At 64.1% G+C, this 15,654-nt stretch carries 13 protein-coding genes and 1 tRNA gene; 3 read left to right on the forward strand and 11 right to left on the reverse strand.

Features of this window, described 5'->3' with window-relative positions; translation table 11 throughout:
* Nucleotides 1–135: 135 nt before the first annotated feature.
* The 3 genes from ACXJ7R_RS10840 to ACXJ7R_RS10850 form a co-directional block, all read right to left on the reverse strand.
* A complete protein-coding gene (locus ACXJ7R_RS10840) occupies nt 136–723 on the reverse strand; it encodes a GNAT family N-acetyltransferase (protein WP_457151829.1) in 588 nt (195 codons plus the stop codon).
* Between the two features lie 119 nt (nt 724–842).
* Nucleotides 843–1,112: a 50S ribosomal protein L27 gene (gene rpmA, locus ACXJ7R_RS10845; protein ID WP_013529063.1), complete on the reverse strand. Its 270-nt coding sequence runs from the start codon at nt 1,110–1,112 to the stop codon at nt 843–845.
* Nucleotides 1,113–1,210: 98 nt separating this feature from the next.
* Nucleotides 1,211–1,879, reverse strand: coding sequence for a 50S ribosomal protein L21 (locus tag ACXJ7R_RS10850; RefSeq protein ID WP_457151830.1), 669 nt, complete (start codon nt 1,877–1,879; stop codon nt 1,211–1,213).
* A gap of 404 nt (nt 1,880–2,283) precedes the next feature.
* On the opposite strand from ACXJ7R_RS10850, the gene ACXJ7R_RS10855 reads away from it, so the two are divergent.
* Nucleotides 2,284–2,373, forward strand: a tRNA-Ser gene (locus tag ACXJ7R_RS10855).
* A gap of 160 nt (nt 2,374–2,533) precedes the next feature.
* Here the strand turns inward: ACXJ7R_RS10855 and ACXJ7R_RS10860 are convergent.
* The 3 genes from ACXJ7R_RS10860 to recQ all read right to left on the reverse strand — a co-directional run bounded on the left by ACXJ7R_RS10860 (nt 2,534) and on the right by recQ (nt 7,658).
* Complete coding sequence (locus tag ACXJ7R_RS10860; protein ID WP_457151831.1) at nt 2,534–4,366, reverse strand: adenylate/guanylate cyclase domain-containing protein; 1,833 nt, start codon at nt 4,364–4,366, stop codon at nt 2,534–2,536.
* A gap of 443 nt (nt 4,367–4,809) precedes the next feature.
* Complete coding sequence (locus ACXJ7R_RS10865; RefSeq protein WP_457151832.1) at nt 4,810–5,598, reverse strand: DUF535 family protein; 789 nt, start codon at nt 5,596–5,598, stop codon at nt 4,810–4,812.
* Nucleotides 5,599–5,825: 227 nt separating this feature from the next.
* Nucleotides 5,826–7,658, reverse strand: coding sequence for a DNA helicase RecQ (gene recQ / locus ACXJ7R_RS10870; protein ID WP_457151833.1), 1,833 nt, complete (start codon nt 7,656–7,658; stop codon nt 5,826–5,828).
* 287 nt (nt 7,659–7,945) lie between these two features.
* On the opposite strand from recQ, the gene ACXJ7R_RS10875 reads away from it, so the two are divergent.
* Complete coding sequence (locus ACXJ7R_RS10875) at nt 7,946–9,367, forward strand: coniferyl aldehyde dehydrogenase (protein ID WP_457151834.1); 1,422 nt, start codon at nt 7,946–7,948, stop codon at nt 9,365–9,367.
* A 314-nt stretch (nt 9,368–9,681) separates the two neighbouring features.
* Here the strand turns inward: ACXJ7R_RS10875 and ACXJ7R_RS10880 are convergent, their stop codons facing one another.
* The 5 genes from ACXJ7R_RS10880 to uxaC form a co-directional block, all read right to left on the reverse strand.
* On the reverse strand, nt 9,682–10,020 hold the full coding sequence (locus ACXJ7R_RS10880; protein ID WP_457151835.1) for a cupin domain-containing protein: 339 nt from the start codon (nt 10,018–10,020) through the stop codon (nt 9,682–9,684).
* 10 nt (nt 10,021–10,030) lie between these two features.
* On the reverse strand, nt 10,031–10,795 hold the full coding sequence (gene kduD, locus ACXJ7R_RS10885) for a 2-dehydro-3-deoxy-D-gluconate 5-dehydrogenase KduD (RefSeq protein WP_457151836.1): 765 nt from the start codon (nt 10,793–10,795) through the stop codon (nt 10,031–10,033).
* A complete protein-coding gene (gene kduI, locus ACXJ7R_RS10890; RefSeq protein ID WP_457151837.1) occupies nt 10,792–11,643 on the reverse strand; it encodes a 5-dehydro-4-deoxy-D-glucuronate isomerase in 852 nt (283 codons plus the stop codon). The genes kduD and kduI overlap by 4 nt, the downstream gene beginning before the upstream one ends.
* A gap of 22 nt (nt 11,644–11,665) precedes the next feature.
* The gene (locus ACXJ7R_RS10895) at nt 11,666–12,442 is read right to left on the reverse strand and encodes a FadR/GntR family transcriptional regulator (RefSeq protein ID WP_457151838.1); all 777 of its coding nucleotides are present in this window, start codon (nt 12,440–12,442) and stop codon (nt 11,666–11,668) included.
* A gap of 111 nt (nt 12,443–12,553) precedes the next feature.
* A complete protein-coding gene (gene uxaC / locus ACXJ7R_RS10900; RefSeq protein ID WP_457151839.1) occupies nt 12,554–14,014 on the reverse strand; it encodes a glucuronate isomerase in 1,461 nt (486 codons plus the stop codon).
* Between the two features lie 96 nt (nt 14,015–14,110).
* Between uxaC and ACXJ7R_RS10905 the strand changes: the two genes are divergently transcribed.
* Nucleotides 14,111–15,654: mannitol dehydrogenase family protein (locus ACXJ7R_RS10905; protein WP_457151840.1), on the forward strand; the 1,544-nt coding region annotated here is incomplete at its 3' end.

The raw sequence follows: 15,654 nt of genomic DNA on the forward strand, positions 1-15,654 counted from the left end.
GTCGAGATTCAGGTCAGGCCGAGTCGAGAATGGTGGCTTCCGAGAACCGGAGCGGAGCGTACTTAAAGTACGTGAGCACCGGAAGCGCAGGAAACCGCCATTCGCAGGCCGGCCTCACCTGAATATCGACGCATCTCAAAAATGCACCCAGTTCCTGAGGCTCGTCCAGGTCTTCCTGTCGAGCCGGTAGCGCTCGACCGGCACCTGGCCGGCGACGATCGAGTTCAACATGCCCTGGCCGGCATACTGGAAGCCGCACTTGTGGATGACGCGGCGCGAGGCCGGATTGATGACCCGCGTCGAGGCATGCAGCACCTGGATCGACGTCTTCTGGAAGGCGAGGTCGACCAGCGCGTGGGCCGCTTCGGTCGCATAGCCCTTCTTCCAGTGAGGCTCGCCGATCCAGTAGCCGAGTTCCAGCCCGCGATCGGTGGTGTTGAGACCGGCGCAGCCGACGAAGGTGTCGGTGCCGGCCAGCGTCAAGGCATAGGCGATGCCGGCGCGGCGCGACTTGGTCATGGCAAGGAAGGCGCGTCCCTCGGCCTCACCATAGGGGTGCGGCATCCGGGCCAGCATTTCGGCGACATGACGGTTGTCGGCAAGTTCGACCAGTTGCGGGATGTCGCCTTCGCGGGGCGCCCGCATCACCAGCCGCTCGGTGACCAGGACCGGGCAGTCTATCGCGTAACTTTCGTCTTCGGTGTCTTCCGCTTCGGCAACCATGTGAAAGTCCTCCAGGCCAAGAAAAAGGGGAGATGGAAACCCATCTCCCCTGATCCTTTTCCTGGCTTTGCCAGACACCGGTTCCCGAGATGGGCGCCGGTGTTCTAGTGCGGAACCGGCTACTCCGCGGCTTTGGCAATCGGGTTGACCGATACGTAGGTTCGGCCGTTGGCTTTTTTGTTGAACGTCACGGCGCCGGTTTCGAGCGCGAAAAGGGTATGGTCCGTGCCCATGCCGACATTGACGCCGGGATGCCAGGTCGTGCCGCGTTGACGAATGATGATGTTGCCCGGGATGACGGCTTCGCCGCCGAACTTCTTCACGCCCAGACGCTTGGAATGCGAGTCGCGACCGTTGCGCGACGAGCCGCCAGCTTTCTTGTGTGCCATCTAACTAACTCCGTTGCGCCGCAAGGCGCCTAAAAGGCCTTATGAACGCGTTCGCGTTCCGTTTCAAGTCCGATTCCGGCGACCCAGTCGCCAGAAAATTACTTCGCCGCCAATTCCTTGGCCTGCTCGCGCCAGTCCTTGATCTGGTCGGCGCTGAAGGGCATGTGCTCGTCGATCTTGGCGACATCCTTGTCGGTCAGCTTGGCGAGCTGGGCGAAGGTGATGATGCCCTGCTCGCCGAGGTCCTTGGCAGCGACCGGGCCGATGCCCTTGATCACGGTCAGGTCGTCCGGTTCGCCCTTCGGCGCCTTGAACAGCGGCGCTGCCGCGGTCTCGGCTGCCTTGGCCTTGGGCTCCTTCTTCGGCGCGGCTTCCGCCTTCGCTTCGGTGGCGGCCTCTGCCTTGGCTTCCTTCTTCGGCGCCTTGACGGCTGCCGTCTTCGTCGGCTTGGCGCCACCCAGCAGGATCTCCGAGATCCGCACGGTGGTCAAAAGCTGGCGATGGCCGATCTTGCGGCGCGAATTCTGCCGGCGACGCTTCTTGAAAGCGATGACGGTGCGGTTCTTGCCCTGCTCGACGACTTCGGCGGTGACCACCGCGCCATCGACGAACGGCGCGCCGAACGTGACATTCTCGCCCTCGCCATGCGCGAGAACGTGGCCGATTTCGACGATATCGCCGACACTGGCTTCGACTTTTTCGATCTTCAGGAGATCGTTGGCGGCAACGCGATACTGCTTGCCACCCGTTTTAATGACTGCGAACATTTTTTGCCTTTCGCTGTTCGGTCGGCCTTGATGAACCGCCTCTGGCGGTCCGGCCGTCTTTTTGTCAGTCTGCGGGTTCAAAAAACAAGCGGCGCGGAAGAACCCTCCACGCCGATTGCGCGCTGTCCCTAACCGAAGGTTGGGTGCAAGTCAAGGCGAAGCCGTTGCCGGGACGGTTATTAGCTCGGCAAGCATCTGGCCATGTCGACACGACCGCACGGCGTTGCCGTCGTCGGCACGCGAGGATCTGTCGGGCGGCCGGAAATCCGCGTGGGCTTGACCGCAGGTACCAATGCAAATCCGCCGCTTGTCCAGGAAGCCAAATAACTCGCGGATTGGCCTTGTAACCTGCCCGTTCAGCCGTTATCTAGTGCGCCGCGCCGGCAACGGCCGACCATGACCGCGGAGAGGTGGCAGAGTGGTCGAATGCACCGCACTCGAAATGCGGCATGGGTGCAAGCCCATCGGGGGTTCGAATCCCTCCCTCTCCGCCAGTTTTACAATAGGCCCTCTAACCATCTGAAAAGCCTTCACTTCCTAGGCTCCCGCCAAATGGCGGTGCCGCACGGAAGTTCGACGCGAACCCAACAGAGAGTTCGCCGGCTGTTCAGGGCTGCTCTACGCGCTCATCCCGCGGACAAGCGGGCGCGACGATCACTCCGGCACACCGGAGATGCCCAAGGCCTCGACGTAGCGCTCGGCGAACACCTTGTCCAGCCACGGGTTGATCTGTCTCTGCAGGGTGAGCGTGAAGGTCGGAAACGCCTCCATCAGCCGCCGCGCCGCTGCCTGTGCCTCGTCCAGCCGGTTGAGTTTGACCAGCGCCATGATCACCACCCGGTGCGAGGAGCCGTAGTTCGGCATCTCGTGCAGCGCGCGTTCTCCCCATGCCAGCGCTTCCTCGTAGCGCTCGAGCATCAGGTAGCTCATTCCGATGCCGGAGAGTGCGATGCCCTTCTCGGGGTCGACCGGGCTCAGCCGCATTGCCCTGTGAAAGTGCTCGATCGCGACGAGCGGGCGGCTGGCATGTGCGTTCACCCAGCCGCTGCCGGTATGGCCCTGCGCCGAATTGGGGTTGAGCAGCAGGGATCGTTCGATCGCGCCCAGCGCCATCTCGTAGTCCTTCGCGCTGTAGGCGATCACCTGCGCGGCGAAGCGCAGGCTCGTGGGGTCGTCGCGCGCTTCCGCCAGGACCTCGCGCGCCATGCGCACGGCGACTCGGACATCATCGGGCTCGTGCCAGCACTGGCTCACGGACAGGCTGCGGATATAGGCGCCGAGTCCCTTTGCCAAGTTGAAGCCAGGGTCGATGCTGAGCGCCTCGTTGATGAGCCGGCGCACGTCGGCAAAGCCTTCGCGCGTCATGCTGTAGAAGCGCGGCAGCGCGCGTAGGTAGAGGTCGTAGGCGCTGATGTAGTCGGTCGGCTTCATGCGCGCCTGCTTGATCTCCTGCAGCCGGATGCTCGGCTCGACAGCGCCGACGACGCTCTCGGTCACCTTGTCCTGAAGGTCGAAGATGTCGCTCAAGTCGCCCTCGAAGCGGTCGGCCCAGACATGGTGTCCGCTGATAGCGTCCACCAACTGCCCGCTGATGCGCACCCGCGATCCTGCTCTGCGGATGCTGCCTTCGAGCACGTAGCGGACGCCCAGTTCGCGCCCGACCTGGCGCAGGTCCACCGCCCGGCCCTTGTAGGTGAAGGACGAGTTGCGGGCGATCACGAAGAAGGAGTTCACCCGGCTCAATCCCGTGATGATGTCCTCCACCAGCCCGTCGGCGAAGTACTCCTGGTCGGGGTCGCCGCTCATGTTGGTGAAAGGCAGAACCGCGATCGAGGGTTTCTCGGGCAGGGCAGGCGGTGCAGCCACCGAGACGCTGGCGTCTGTCTCGACGCGGTAGGCGCGCACAGGCCGCTCGATGTTCTTGAGGCGCAGCTCGCCGAGCGGCGTGAAGCCGCAGTCGAGCTTGCCCTCAAGGTGGTCGTAGGCGGTGCCCGAGACGACCACGGTGCCGGGATCGGCGACGCTTTCGAGGCGAGCGGCGATGTTGACACCGTCCCCGTAGAGGTCGCCGTCCTCCTCGCAGACCACGTCGCCGAGATTGATGCCGATGCGCAAGCGTATCCGCTCTTCCTCGGGCGCCTCCGCCTCGTGTTCTGCCAAGGCCTGCTGGATCGCCATCGCCGAGGTCACCGCGTTAACGACGCTCGCGAACTCGCACAGCATGCCGTCGCCGGTGAGCTTGACGATCCGACCCTGGTGCTCGGAGACCAGCGGTTCGAGGAGGTCCTTACGGTAGATCTTCAGCCGCTCGAGCGTGCCGCGCTCGTCGCGCTCCGTCAGCCGCGAATAGCCGACCACGTCGCAAGCCAGGATCGCCGCGAGATGGCGCTGCGTGGTCATTTCACTGCTCAGCCAGGCGCCTGCACGCGGGCCGCCCCGCATCCATGCCCTGCCGACTTCCAGACGCCTCCCGTGCATGGTATCCATCTCTCCCAGTCTCCGACCGTCGCCGATACAGAACGGAGAACGCAGCTTGACCTTGCCTTCACAAGATTTCGCTATTCCGCTTGCGAGGCGTGGAGCGTTCCAGTCGCCGCGCTACAGCCAACCGACGACACGCCCACGCAGCCTCTGGGTACGCTGAAACGCCGCTCCTCCCAGAAGGTCGGAGATATTTCCTGCCCTGTGTAACCGGTTGACGCCACCGTGACGGTGCTTTTGTATCGGGCAGGCATCACAACAGACCTTCGCGCTTAGAATGGCCTGATGACCAGGGCACGGCTTCCGACAGGTGCCGGCGTACGAATTCGCAAGGTCTGCAAAGTTGTCAGGTGCGGCGCAATGGCTTGATCGCCTCGCCCACGCGGCGGGCGATCTCCAGCTCGAGATGCTGGCGCCTGCGTAGCTGTGCCCGCTTGTTCGGTTTGTATTCAGCCGAACATCGTCAGGTGGACCCGGCTGCCCCCGGATTCGGCCCAGAAGCTGTCGTAGTCTGCGGAAATGCGGTGGCGCAGGGCAAAGTCGTTTGCAAAGACATGGCCCGCGTTCGACGCGGCAACAAGACCCGAAATGTCGAGGGAGCGTGCGAGCGCCTGGGCCACCAGCAGCAACAGTGTTTTGGGTCGCAGTCCTTCCATGGCCTTCGTCAGCGTGCGCGCATCATCAAGACCTTGCACTCCAACCGATGCGGACTTGAGCGCACCGATCCAAAGCACGTGTCCCTGCCCGCTGAGCCGCAGGAGCGGTCTATCCACAATCGCAAGGCCCATCTCGGTGATTGGTCGCCCGGCCAGGCGCAGGAGCAGGCGACATTCAGCCTCCCTGTACAACTTGTCCTGGCCGGTCAGTTCAACCGTGACGTTGCCCGCCGTGGTCGAGAGATCCAGCAACTGTTGGCCGCCAGTGTGGCTCCTGATCAGGGCGGCGTCGGTGAAGAGTTGCGCCGCCGCGACGTAATGACCGACGACGGCGACCCGGCGATGTCCGCGCCTCAGCGAGGTCGTCAGGTAGCATCGGACGGGCTTCAGGGGAATGTCTGGATACTTCTCGAGGATCGCCGCGAAGGGTTCGGCACCGAGTTTGGACTGGATGGCGGCGATGTCGCGGCGGAATATCCAACGAAGCGCCGCCCACTTGATCGTATGGACGCATCGGTTCAGTCCGCGTCGAAAGCCGGAGGTCTGCCGTTTGCGATGAACCCGCGGCGGCGATGGCGACATTGCCCCATTCAAATGCTCACCCTTCGCATTCTCCGTGCCTCATTGTTGGAATCTTTAGCTTATCGGCGCTGCCCCGCGACATTACGGATTTGTAAGGTGGCCACGAAAATGGCCGGCTTGCGGATCGGTTTCGCCGCCGGAAAAATGGCAGTGCGCTTGTTCCCGTCGGATGCACGAAGAGTGCGACAATGAGATGCGCTGCTGCCGACGCGTGTCGCCCTCAGCCCTCAGCCACCCGACTGGTGGCCCGCGATTACGGCAAGAAAAACCTGGCCGAATTCCTTGAGCTTCGCCGCCCCGACGCCATTCACTTCGGCGAAGGCGTCGAGATCGGTTGGCCGGCGCTCGGCCATGTCGATCAGCGTGCGATCGGAAAACACCACATAGGCCGGCACCTGGCGCTCCTTGGCGAGGCGCAGCCGCAGCGTCTTCAGCGCGGCCAGCAGCGAAGCATCCACGCCTTCCATGTCCGCGGCCTGGGCGGACCGCATCTTGCCGCGCAAGGCGGGGCTGCGCACTTCGACGCGGTAGTGGAACGGCATTTCGCCACGGCCAAGCGCATGGCCTTTTTCGACGATGGCGAGGCCGCCATGGCCGCTGGGATCCGGTATCAGGAAACCACCCGCGACGAGCTGCCGTATCAGCGACAGCCAGAAATCCTTCTTGTGCTCCAGTCCGCTGCCGAAGCTTGAGAGCCTCTGGTGGTTCCTGGCCAGCACCTTCTCGGTTTCATGGCCGAGCAGGATATCGATGACATGGCCCGCACCGAAGCGTTCTCCGCTCTGCGCGACAGCTGACAGGATGATCCGCGCCTCCGCTACGCCATCGGCGCGTGGCGCCTGGTCGAGGCAGGTGTCGCAATTGCCGCAAGGCGGCGCTTCCTCGCCAAAATAGCCGAGCAGCACCTGGCGGCGGCAGTGCGCCGTCTCGCAATAGCCGATAAGCGTGTCGAGCCGGCCATGCGAGCGCCTCTTGTGCTCGGGCGGCGCATCCTCGTCGTCGATGAACATCCGCCGCATGCGGATATCGCCAAGGCCGAACAGCATATGCGCCTCGGCTGGTCGCCCGTCGCGACCGGCGCGGCCGATTTCCTGATAATAGGCCTCCAGGCTGCCCGGCAGATCGGTGTGGAAGACATAGGCGACATCAGGCTTGTCGATGCCCATGCCGAAGGCGATGGTCGCCACCATGACGACACCGGACAGGGTCATGAAGCTGTTCTGGTTGGCGTCGCGCGCGTCCTTGCTCATGCCGGCATGGTAGGCGAGCGCGGTGACGCCGTTCTTCTCGAGGAAGGCCGCCATCTCTTCCGTCTTCTTGCGCGACAGGCAATAGACGATGCCGCTGCGGCCGGGATGGCGCTCKACGAAGCTCAGCAACTGGCGCTTGCTGTCCTGCTTGGCCGCGATGCCAAGCTTGATGTTCGGCCGGTCGAAGCCCAGCACCAGGGTCTCGACCCGCTCGGCGAACAGCCGCGCCTCGATGTCGGTGCGCGTGCCCTCGTCCGCCGTCGCCGTCAGAGCGATGATCGGCACGTTGGGGAAGATGCCGCGCAGCCGCGACAGATCTTCATATTCGCGCCGGAACGCCGGCCCCCATTGCGAGATGCAATGCGCCTCGTCGACGGCGATCAGGCTGACGTCGAGCCTGGCCAGCGCATCGAGCATCCGCTCGGTCATCAGCCGCTCCGGCGCGAGATAGAGCAGCCGAGTCTGGCCCGCCGCGACGCGACGCCAGGCGGCGACATTGGCCTCGCGGTCGATCGAGGAATTGATCGTATCGGCGGCAACGCCGGCAAGGCGCAAGGCGGCGACCTGATCCTGCATCAACGCCACCAGCGGCGAAACGACGATGGTCAACCCGCCCAGAACCAGCGCCGGCACCTGGTAGCAAAGCGACTTGCCCGCACCCGTCGGCATGACGGCCAACACATGACGCCCGGCCAGCAGCGCGTCCATGACATCGGCCTGGCCGGGGCGAAAATCGTCGAAGCCGAACACGTCCTTCAGGACGCGCCGCTTGGGGTCCTCGGCCCGAACGCTCGCTGCCTGTGCCTGCATCAGTCGGACACCGGGCCGGAAACGATTTTTGGTGGATTGGAGAGGATGTGGAAACCGATCAAAACGACTCTCCGCGTGACGCCTTGGAGTAGCGCAGCCGTCATCCAACCACAACGGCCCTTTGCGGGAACCTCGGTTCGTTGACATCGCCGGGCTGCACCATGGCGGCGATGGGACCCATGTTGGAGACAGAGGCTGTCCCTTCCCTTGCGACACCTGCACTCCGCTGGATTCCCTCACCCGCTGCGATGTAAGCTTGTCCCGACCAAGGCCAGGGAGGGCGCTCTATGCTGCAGACCAGACAAGATGCTCTCGGCGAGCGGTTTCAGCTGCAGCGTACCGCCTTCGAGGCGCAGCCTTTCCCGGACATTGGCGTCCGCAAGGACCGCCTGAAACGCCTGTTGGCGCTGACCGAGAGGCATGAGGCTGAGATCTGCGCGGCGATCGACGCCGACTTTGGCGGCCGCTCCGCGCATGAGACGCGCCTGGCGGAACTGTTTGTCGTGCGCGCCGGCATCCGCCACACGCTGTCTCACCTGAAGGGCTGGATGCGAGAACGTCGCGTTGCCACCACCATGCCGTTCCTGCCCGGCAGAAATCGCCTCGTCGCGCAGCCGCTCGGTGTCGTCGGGATCGTCTCGCCCTGGAATTATCCCTTCCAGCTCGCCGTCGCGCCGATGACCGCCGCACTTGCCGCCGGCAATCGCGTGCTCGTCAAGCCGTCCGAACTGACGCCGGCTTTTTCGGAGTTGCTGGCGCAACTGGCCGGCGAGCATTTCGCACCCGACGAGCTCAGCGTCACCACCGGCGATGCGGAGATGGGCAAGGCCTTCGTGTCGATGCCTTTCGATCATCTGCTGTTCACCGGTTCGACCGCGGTCGGCCGCCAGGTTGCGATCGCCGCCGCCGCCAACCTGACCCCGGTCACGCTCGAACTCGGCGGCAAATCGCCGGCAATCTTCGATCCGTCCTGCGACCTCGATGCGGCGGCAGCCAGCATCGCCTATGGCAAGCTGTTGAATGCCGGGCAGACCTGTATCGCGCCGGACTATCTGCTGGTGCCGCAAGGGCAGGCAGGCACCGTCGCCGCGAAGCTCGCGACGGCGATAGCGCGGCTCTACCCGACCTTGCGTGACAACCCCGATTATACCGCCATCATCAGCGAGCGGCATTACCGGCGCCTGCGCGACATGATCACCGAAGCCCGCGATACCGGCGCCGATGTCATCGAAATCAACCCGGCGGGCGAGGCGTTCGGGGCCGCCAGCCGGAAGTTGCTGCCGACCTTGGTTCGCAATGCCGGCCCGAATCTGCGGCTGATGCGCGAGGAGATTTTCGGGCCGGTGCTGCCGATCGTCGAATACGCCACCGTCGACGAGGCGATCGACCATGTGAACCGCGCGGACCGGCCGCTGGCGCTCTATTGGTTCGGGCGTGACAGCCGCAACCGTCAACGCATCCTGCACGAGACGGTCGCCGGCGGCGTCACCATCAACGACTGCATGCTGCATCTGGTGCAGGAGAACCAGCCCTTCGGCGGCGTCGGCGCCAGCGGCATGGGCGCCTATCACGGCGAATGGGGTTTCCGCACCTTCAGCAAGCAGAAGCCGATTTTCCTGCAGTCGAGGCTGAGCGCGGGAGGCTTGCTGCGCCCGCCCTATGGCAAGACGTTCGAGCGGATTTTCAGCCTGCTCCGGCACATCACCTGACCTCGAGCAATTCCAAAAAAGTTGTCAAACGATTTTCCCGGGAAAAGCGCGTAGCGCTTTCCCTGRGGGAATTGCGTCAAAACAAAGAGATAGAGCGGTTCTCCGTTTCCGTGAAACGATGAAACCGCTCTGGAACAGCCATCGGTTGTAGGCGCGTTAAGCCTATGTTCACGATGATACGGCAGGCTCCACATCCTGCGGTCATGTCTAGAGTACCGCGGCGCCACAAGCGCCCAGGCAACAACCCGCGCCTCTTTGGGGCGCGGGTCATTCCCCGCGCTCGATCTCGCAGCCTTGGCTAAGCAAATCGTGGACTAGGCGAGAAAATCGGCGCGATGCGGCGTGAAACTGTCGACCAGCCGCCCCGCCTCCAGTGCCTTGACGCCGTGCACCAGATTGGACGGCACGATGAAGCTGCCGCCGGCCGCGATGATTTCGGTCCGGCCGCCGATGGTCACCTCGAAGCGACCCTCCGCGACATAGCTTGCCTGGACATGCGGGTGCGAATGCAGGGCACCGACGCCGCCCTCGTCGAAACCGAATTCGACCATCATCAGTTCATCGGTGTGCAGCAGGACGCGCCGCCTGTTGCCATCCGGCGTCGCCGTCCAGACGCCCTCGCCGGCATGCGCGAAAATCTTCGGGTCAGCCATCGTCATCTCCTCATCGCGCCAGCCAGCCGCCATCCACCGGCACCACCGCGCCATGCATGTAGTTCGACGCCGGCGCCAGCAGGAAGACGGCGGCGTCGCCAATGTCTTCCGCTTCGCCCCAGCGCCCGGCAGGGATACGCGCCAGGATGGCGGCACTGCGGTCGGGATCGGCACGCAGCGCCTGCGTGTTGTTTGTCTCGATATAGCCGGGCGCGATGGCGTTGACGTTGATGCCTTTTGCCGCCCATTCGCAAGCGAGCAGCCGGGTGATACCGAGCACGCCATGTTTCGAGGCGGTGTAGGACGCGACGCGGATGCCGCCCTGGAAGCTCAGCACCGAGGCGATGTTGACGATCTTGCCTTGCCGCTCGCCAGCAAGCGCGAGTCTGGCGAAGGATTGGCAGAGCAGGAAGGCCGTCTTCAAATTGACGTCCATGACGTCGTCCCAGTCGGTTTCGCTCAAATCGACGGCATCGGCGCGCCGGATGATACCGGCATTGTTGACCAGCCCGTCGAGCGGGCCGCTTTCGTCCCAGATCCGGTCCAGCATCGGGCCGGCGGCTGCCGTGTCGGCAAGGTCGGCGCTTACCGCCTCGAATTGCCCACCGGCTGAGGCAACCTTGCTTGCCGTATCGTCCATAGAGGAGCGGCCGACGCCGATCACCGCGCCGCCGGCACGCGCGATCGAGACGGCTATGCCTTGACCGATACCGGTGTTGGCGCCGGTGACGAGAATGCGTTTGCCGGCCAGGCTGAAGGCGGAAAGGTCGCTCATCGCAAGTCGTCCAATGCCACCGGGTCAACATCGGTATAGTCGACATTGTCGCCGGCCATCGCCCAGATGAAGGCGTAGTTCGAAGTGCCGGCGCCAGAGTGGATCGACCAGCCCGGCGACAGCACCGCCTCCTCGTTGCCCATGACGATATGACGGGTCTCGTCCGGCTCACCCATGAAGTGGAAAACACGCGCCGTCTCGGCCAGGTCAAAATAGAGATAGGCTTCCATGCGCCGGTCATGCACATGGCAGGGCATTGTGTTCCACACCGAGCCCGGCGCCAGCTGGGTCATGCCGACCACCAGCTGGCAGGTTCTTGCACCCTCGGCATGGATGAACTGGAAGATCGAGCGCTCGTTGCAGCTATCCTTGCTGCCGAGGTCGAGACGCTTGGCGTCACCGATGCGGATCAGCCGGCTCGGCCAGGCCTGATGCGCCGACGCGCTGAGCAGGTAGAATTTAGCCGGCGCGGTTTTATCCGCCGAGGCGAACGACACATCCTTGCTGCCCATGCCGAGATAGAGCATGTCGCGCGCCTGCAATTCATAAGGTTGGCCGCCGGCCGTGACGACACCGGCGCCGCCGATGTTGACGGCGATCAGCTCGCGGCGGTCGAGAAAATCCTTGGTCCCGGTCGGCTTGATCGCCTCCAGCTGAAGCGGTGCCTCAGTCGGCACGGCGCCGCCGACGATCATGCGATCGTAGTGGGTGTAGGTCAGGCTGATACGGCCGGGCTGGAACAGGTCGTCGATGTGGAAATTGTGCCGCAGTTCGTCGGTTCCCATCGCCGCGGCGGCAATAGGATCGATGGCGAAGCGCGATGTGTAGTCGGTATGGCTCTGGCTCATTGCAGTCCTGACTTGAGATGGGTCATTCGCCGGCAGCGCCCTTGACCGAACTGGCATAGAAAACCTGCCTTGCATGCAGCCGCTCGCGGTAGCGCTGTTGGCTGGCGCTGAGGTGCGCGCGCATCGCCTCGCGCGCGGCTTCGGCATCGCCTGATGTGATCGCATTGAGGATCACCAGATGCTCGCGCTGCAGCCCGCGCTGATATGTGTCGGATTGCACCAGCTCGGTCGACCAGGGCGAGGTCACGTCACACGGAATGGCGCGCCGGCCGAGCACGTCGAGCATCTCGACATAGAAGGGATTGTTGGTGGCGCTGGCGATCGCCCGGTGGAAGGCGAGGTCGGCCGGCCCGGTCGGCTCGCTGGCGAGCAGCAGCCGTTCGAACTCGAAGAAGGCTTCCTGGATCGCCGCCTCCTGCGCGGCGTTGCGGCGGATGGCGGCAAGCCCGGCCGATTCGATTTCGATCGCCAGCCGCACTTCGAGCACGTTGAGCGCGATCGAATCCTTGCTGCCCATGTCGGCGGCCAGCGCGCCGAACATCGTCGAGATGTGCTCGGTGACGAAGACGCCGGCACCCTGTCGCGGCTCGACCAGGCCGTCGGCGGCAAGCTTGGCCAGGGCTTCGCGGATGACGGTGCGGCTGACGCCGAAGGTCTCGGTCAACTGGCCTTCGGTCGGCAATTTGTGGCCTGGCAGGACCTCGCCCGCCTGCAGCTGCTTGCGGATCGCCGCGACGACGGTCTCCGACAGCTTTGGTTTTCTCTCGACCCTGAGGTCGGTTGCGGTATCCGATGCCATGTCGCCCCCTATTTGAACACGCCGGCAACCAGAGCGAGATGGCCGGAATATAGGTCATAAGCCCGAGAACCACGGCACTCGCGCCGGATCGAGCGCATCGCTTCCCCCGGTTCAGAGCCGGTACGCCTTCTTGGCAAGCGTGTAGGCAAGGTCCCGCGCCAGCTCGTGCGCCTCGTCCTCGCGCAGCCGATGCTCGGCGACGAGACGCGCCAGGAACGCGCAGTCGACCCGCCGCGCCACATCGTGGCGCGCCGGTATGGACGGAAAGGCGCGGGTGTCGTCGTTGAAGCCGACGGTGTTGTAGAAACCGGCCGTTTCGGTGGTCATCTCGCGGAAGCGACGCATGCCCTCCGGGCTGTCGTGGAACCACCAGGCCGGCCCGAGCTTCAGCGCCGGATAGGTGCCGGCGAGCGGCGCCAGTTCGCGCGCATAGCTGGTCTCGTCGAGCGTGAAGAGGATGATTGTCAGGTCCCGTTCCAGGCCGACGCAATCAAGCAGTGGCTTCAGCGCCGTGACATAGTCGGTCCGGGTCGGGATATCGAAACCCTTGTCGCGACCGAACTTCTGGAAAATAGACGGCGAATGGTTTCGCCATGAACCGGGATGGATCTGCAGCACAAGCCCGTCATCCCGGCTCATCTTGGCCATTTCGGTCAGCATCTGGGCGCGGAACAGCCGCTTTTCGCGCTCGTCGTCCGAACCATGGCGCACACGGTTGAACAGTTCCTCGGCCGCCGCATCGGAAAGATTGGCGGTCTCGGCCGTCGGATGGCCGTGATCGGACGAGGTCGCACCATAGCTTTTGAAGAAAGCACGTCGCTGACGGTGGGCATCGAGATAGCCGGTCCAGTTGCCGGTGTCGCAGCCGGTGATTTCGCCAAGCTTGTCGAGATTGGCCGAAAACCCTTCGAAGTCCGGATCGACGACGGCGTCCGGCCGGTAGGCTGTGATGACCTTGCCTTCCCAGCCGCTGTCGCGGATCATCTGGTGCCATCTGAGGTCGTCGAGTGCGCCTTCCGTCGTTGCGATGACCTCGATGTTGAAGCGCTCGAACAGCGCGCGCGGGCGGAAATTCTCCCATTGCAGCACCGTCGCGATGGTGTCGTAGTGACGGTCGGCAGTCGCCGCGTTCAGCGGTTCGTCGATGCCGAACAGATGCGCCAGCACATGGTCGAACCACAGCCGGGTCGGCGTGCCGCGGAAGAGGAAGTAGTTGTCGGCAAAACGCCGCCAGATCGCCCTGCCATCGGTTTCCACCGGCGCGCCGTCCAAGGTCGCCACGCCGAGATCCTCGAGGCGAACGCCCTGGCTGAACAGCATGCGGAAGATGTAATGGTCGGGCACGATGAGCAATTGCGCCGGATCCGGGAACGGCTCGTTCAGCGCATACCAGCGCGGATCGGTGTGACCATGCGGGCTGACGATAGGCAGGTCCTTTATCCCGGCATAGAGATCGCGGGCGATGGAGCGCGAATGCGCGTCGGCGGGAAACAGCAAATCCGCATTGGTCAGTGCCACGACGATCCTCCCAAGGCCGCTATCGGTAGGGTCGGCAAGAAATAATGTCAACATACAAAAATTAGATTGTTGTATGATGACTGTTCCTACCATTGTGTGGCAAGAAATCGGATGTTACGTCGCTTGCCGACCCATCTCAGAGGCGATCTCATGCCGTCCAGCCAGACTAGCCGCGCCACGCCAACCAGGCGCCTTTCCGCGATGACGGCACATACTTTGCCGGCGTCGGCCGCGACTCCTTTGTATGATCGCAGCCTCGTCGTCCCCGGTATCGTGCATCTCGGCGTCGGCGCCTTCCATCGCGCCCATCAGGCAGCCTATGTCGACGACTGCCTGGCGGCAGGAGACACGAGTTGGGGTATCGTCGGCGTTTCACTGCGCAGCGCCGACACACGCGATGCGCTCTCGCCGCAGGACGGGCTCTACACGCTGGCGATCAGGAGCAGCGGCGAGGAAAAGCTTCGCGTCATCGGCTCCATCGCGTCGATGCTGGTGGCGCCGGAGGACCCGGGCGCGGTGCTGGCCGCGCTGACCGATCCGCGCACCCGCATCGTGACGCTGACGATCACCGAAAAGGCCTATCTCAGGGCCGCCGGCGGCGGGCTGGACACCGCTCATCCCGATATCGTCCATGATCTGGCAAATCCGCAAATGCCGAAGACAGCGCATGGTTTTCTCGCCGAGGCGCTTGCGCGGCGACGCGCCGCCGGCACGCCGCCCTTCACCGTGCTCTGCTGCGACAACCTGCCGGCCAATGGTGCGACGCTGCACCGGCTGCTGATCGAGTTCGCCGAATTGCGCGATGCCAGGCTCGCCCAATCAGGCGATGCCAGGCACGCAGCGAAGGCCGATAGCGGCCTCGCCAGTCACATCGCCGACCAGGTCGCTTTTCCCTCCAGCATGGTCGATCGCATCGTGCCGGCCACCACAGACGCCGACCGGGCGCGGATTGCTACCGAACTCGGCGTCGAGGACGCCTGGCCGGTCATGACCGAGCCGTTCTGCCAATGGGTGATCGAGGACAATTTTCCGGAGGGCCGGCCAGCCTGGGAACGGTTCGGCGTCACCATGGTCAGCGATGTCGGCCCCTTCGAGGACATGAAGCTCAGGCTGCTGAACGGCGCGCATTCGGGCATCGCCTATCTCGGCCTGCTCAGCGGTCATGCCACCGTCGACCGCGCCTTCGCCGACCCGGCAATCCGGCAGTTCGTCGATGCATTGTGGGCCGAAGCCATTTCAACGCTGCCGGAGGATGCCGGCCTCGATACATCAGCCTATACGGCCGAGCTTACCGAGCGTTTTTCGAACACCGCTCTTGCCCACCGTACGGCGCAGATCGCCAATGACGGCAGCCAGAAGCTGCCGCAACGCATCGTCGCATCGGCATTGGAGTGCTTGGAAGCCGGCACCGAATTGGTCCATCTCACGCTGGTGGTCGCCGCCTGGATCGCCGCCTGCGCTGCGCGGGGAAAGACCTTGCCGGAGGGCCATTTCACCGACCCACTCGATGCAGCATTAACGGAGCTTTTGAGCCAGCAGCTACCGGCGAATGAGACCGTGACGGCGGTGTTCGAACTCGCCGGCTTCGCCAGCGACCACGCCGAGCGCCAGACGCTGATTGAACTCGTGGCCGTCCATCTTGTACACCTGCGACGGGATGGTCCAACACTGGCCTTCGCCGCGTTGGGAATAGG

Source organism: Mesorhizobium sp. P5_C1, assembly GCF_054049815.1.

Excerpts from the sequence above, each read along its gene's own strand:
- ACXJ7R_RS10865 (WP_457151832.1), bottom strand. The coding sequence starts at position 5,598 with ATGTCGCCATCGCCGCCGCGGGTTCATCGCAAACGGCAGACCTCCGGC.
- ACXJ7R_RS10860 (WP_457151831.1), bottom strand. The coding sequence starts at position 4,366 with ATGGATACCATGCACGGGAGGCGTCTGGAAGTCGGCAGGGCATGGATG.
- kduI (WP_457151837.1), bottom strand. The coding sequence starts at position 11,643 with ATGAGCCAGAGCCATACCGACTACACATCGCGCTTCGCCATCGATCCT.
- rpmA (WP_013529063.1), bottom strand. The coding sequence starts at position 1,112 with ATGGCACACAAGAAAGCTGGCGGCTCGTCGCGCAACGGTCGCGACTCG.
- ACXJ7R_RS10895 (WP_457151838.1), bottom strand. The coding sequence starts at position 12,442 with ATGGCATCGGATACCGCAACCGACCTCAGGGTCGAGAGAAAACCAAAG.
- ACXJ7R_RS10850 (WP_457151830.1), bottom strand. The coding sequence starts at position 1,879 with ATGTTCGCAGTCATTAAAACGGGTGGCAAGCAGTATCGCGTTGCCGCC.
- ACXJ7R_RS10840 (WP_457151829.1), bottom strand. The coding sequence starts at position 723 with ATGGTTGCCGAAGCGGAAGACACCGAAGACGAAAGTTACGCGATAGAC.
- uxaC (WP_457151839.1), bottom strand. The coding sequence starts at position 14,014 with ATGTTGACATTATTTCTTGCCGACCCTACCGATAGCGGCCTTGGGAGG.
- ACXJ7R_RS10880 (WP_457151835.1), bottom strand. The coding sequence starts at position 10,020 with ATGGCTGACCCGAAGATTTTCGCGCATGCCGGCGAGGGCGTCTGGACG.
- kduD (WP_457151836.1), bottom strand. The coding sequence starts at position 10,795 with ATGAGCGACCTTTCCGCCTTCAGCCTGGCCGGCAAACGCATTCTCGTC.
- ACXJ7R_RS10875 (WP_457151834.1), top strand. The coding sequence starts at position 7,946 with ATGCTGCAGACCAGACAAGATGCTCTCGGCGAGCGGTTTCAGCTGCAG.